Below are 3,060 nucleotides of genomic sequence, written 5' to 3' on the forward strand. Positions count from 1 at the left end.
GGTATTGGCGGCAGGCATCGGCTGTGGCGTGCTCGGCGGGCTGTTCAGTCGCATGCTGCTGTGGCCCCAGCGCTACCACAGGTTTGTGGTCTGGGAATGGCGGCGCGCCCACCCGGTTTGGTTCGCCGGGGCGTGTGGGCTGGTGGTCGCAATCCTGGGCTGGCTCAGCGGCGGGATGTCCTTCGGCAGCGGCTACGGGATTACTTCGCAGATCATTGCCGCCGATGTCGGCCTGCCGTGGCATGCGCCTGTCACGCGTTTTCTGGCGACGGTCGTGACGTATTTTTCCGGAATTCCGGGCGGCATTTTTGCGCCGTCGCTGGCCGTCGGCGCGGCCGTGGGCGCCAACGCAGCCGAGTTTTTCGCGCTGGCAGCGCAACCGATCATTGCGCTGTGCATGGTGGGCTTCCTGGCTGCCGTGACGCAATCGCCGATCACCTCGGCGATCATCGTAATGGAGATGATCGACAGCCACGGGATGGTGATCAGCCTGATGGCGGTGGCGCTGATTGCCAAAGCCGTCAGTTCGCGGATGGGGCCGGAGTTGTACCAGCAATTGGCGCGCGGGTTTCTGCACCCACCGACAAAAAGCCCTTAACCCTGACAACATTGTTTACAACTTATTCATCAACTTCCTATCATCACCCTGGGTGCGTGACTGCATAGGGCACAACGCAGGTTAAAGCAAAGCATTGGTCGGGCCGCCAATGGAGACTTGTCGTGCCCAAAAAACACCCTGCCATCCCTCGCCCCCAGGCATTGACCGAGGGCGCACTGTCGGCCCTTGAGCGGTTTTCACGCATCGAAGCCGTCAGCGGTATCGTCCTGTTGCTGGCGGCCATTGCAGCGTTGATCTGGGCCAACAGCCCGGCCGCCGCGTCCTACGAACACTTCTGGAACACCCCGATTACCCTCGGGCTGGGCGATTTCAGTGTGTCGCGCTCCCTGCACTTTCTGGTCAATGACGGCCTGATGACCATTTTCTTCCTGGTGGTAGGTGCGGAGATACGTCAGGAAATAAAGGACGGCGCACTCGCCAACCTGAAACTCGCGACCCTGCCGCTGGGCGCCGCACTGGGTGGCGTAGTGATGCCGGCCATTATCTACACCGCGCTCAACCATGGCACCGCCGCCGCGAGTGGCTGGGCCGTGCCCACCGCCACCGACATTGCCTTTGCCGTCGGCGTGCTGGCGCTGTTGGGCAAATCCATCCCCAGCGGTGTACGCGTCCTGCTGCTGGCACTGGCCATTATCGACGACATCGTGGCGATCCTGATCATTGCGGTGTTTTTCACTGCAAGCCTGGACTACATGGGTCTGGTGGTTGCCGCAGGTGGGTTAGCCCTGGTGTTGGTGTTCCAACGAATGGGCATCAGCAAGGCGGCGATCTATCTGCTGCCGGGGGCGATTGTCTGGTTCGGCCTGCTCAAGACCGGCGTGCACCCGACCCTCGCCGGGGTGATCCTGGGCCTGATGACGCCGGTCAGCTCCAAACCGACCACCGAACGCCCACTGGACACCATCGGCCGCACCTTCAACGAACTGATGGATCGCCTCTCGCGACCGGCCGAAGACTCGCACCAGGTCGCCAAGCCGCTCAAGCAACTGCGCGAAGCCCAGCGCGAACTGATGCCGCCGGTGCAGCGCGTGCAGTCGGCGTTGCATCCGTGGGTCGCATTCGGTGTGATGCCGTTGTTCGCCCTGGCCAATGCCGGTGTCAGCTTGCAAGGCTTGAACCTTGAGCATCCGCTGCCCCATGGCGTGTTTATGGGCGTGATCTTCGCCCTGGTGATCGGCAAACCGTTGGGCGTGATGCTGGCGAGCATCACGCTGGTCAAACTCAATATCTGCAAGCTGCCCGACGGAGTCACCTGGAGCGGTGTCGGCCTGGTCGGCCTGCTGGCGGGGATTGGTTTTACCATGTCGATCTTTATCTCGTCCCTGGCCTTCTCCGACCCGGAACTGTTGGCAGCGGCCAAACTGAGTGTGCTGACGGCCTCGACCGTGGCAGCTGTGATTGGCTTGAGCTGGGGCAAACTGAAGTTCTGAGCCCGTCTGCGCGTCCCGCTTTCTGTACTTGCGTACGGGTGACGCAGAGCGTCACGGGATGCATTACCACGCAGAGTGTGGGAACGATCAGTTCTGAGCCGACAATTGCGCAAAAAAACAGCCCCCGGTCCTTTCAGACCGGGGGCTTTTCTATTCAAACCAACATCAGAACTTCTTGATGTCAGCCTTGGTTTCCAACTGCTTGCGGTAGGCAGCAAAGTCCTGCTGGCCAATACGCGAGGCGAGGAAGCGGCGGTATTGCGCCTTTTCTTCGTCGGTAGGGGCTGCAGCTTCGTTGACGCCGTTCAAGCGCACGATCACCAGGCTACCGTCAGCCAGGGTCACGGTGGTGAAGGTCGGCTTGTCTTTGGCCGCAGGCTTAGGCATGCGGAACAGGGCTTGCAGCACGGCCGGCTCGATCGCTTCAGCGTTACGGGTCGCCGCTTCAGTGACCTTCCAGGCCTGGCCGTCGATCAGCTGGTTCAACGGGGTCTTGCCGTCACGCAGGCTGGCGATCAACTCGTCGGCATGGGTTTTGGCAGCCGCGATGGCGCGCTCTTTGGTCATCTGGATGCGGATCGCAGCCGACACGCTTTCCAGCGGCAGTTGCGCAGGCTTCAGATGCTCTTTGGCACGCAGCACGATGATGGTTTCCGGGTCCAGCTCGATAGCGCTGCTGTTGGCACCTTCATCCAGCACTTCCGGGCTGAACGCTGCGGTGACCACGGCACGGTTGGCCGCAACACCTTCGCCACCTTCCCGGCCAAACGGCGCGGACGTGTGCACGGTCAGCTTCAGGTCGGACGCCGGCTGAGCCAGGTCGGAGGCTTCGAATGCCGCGTCTTCCAATTGCTTGGTCGCTTCGACATAACACTGCTCGACCTGCTGGGTCTTGAGCTCGCGGGTCAGCGTGTCTTTCAGGCGGGCAAACGATGGCACTTCAGGTGCTGCAACGCCCAACAGCTTGATCAAGTGCCAAACGAAAGTGGTGCGCACAGGAGCCGACACCTG

General features: G+C 61.6%; 3 protein-coding genes. 2 read left to right on the forward strand and 1 reads right to left on the reverse strand.

Going from position 1 to position 3,060, the window contains the following annotated elements:
- A partial coding sequence (locus FEM54_RS29035; RefSeq protein ID WP_171045931.1) for a chloride channel protein occupies positions 1-598 on the forward strand: 598 nt, incomplete at its 5' end.
- A 122-nt stretch (positions 599-720) separates the two neighbouring features.
- A complete protein-coding gene (gene nhaA / locus FEM54_RS29040; protein ID WP_099550020.1) occupies positions 721-2,049 on the forward strand; it encodes a Na+/H+ antiporter NhaA in 1,329 nt (442 codons plus the stop codon).
- Positions 2,050-2,214: 165 nt separating this feature from the next.
- Here the strand turns inward: nhaA and FEM54_RS29045 are convergent.
- Positions 2,215-3,060 (reverse strand): peptidyl-prolyl isomerase family protein (locus tag FEM54_RS29045; protein WP_477749744.1); only part of this gene is annotated, 846 nt, incomplete at its 5' end.

This window comes from Pseudomonas edaphica, from assembly GCF_005863185.1.
Lineage (GTDB): Bacteria > Pseudomonadota > Gammaproteobacteria > Pseudomonadales > Pseudomonadaceae > Aquipseudomonas > Aquipseudomonas edaphica.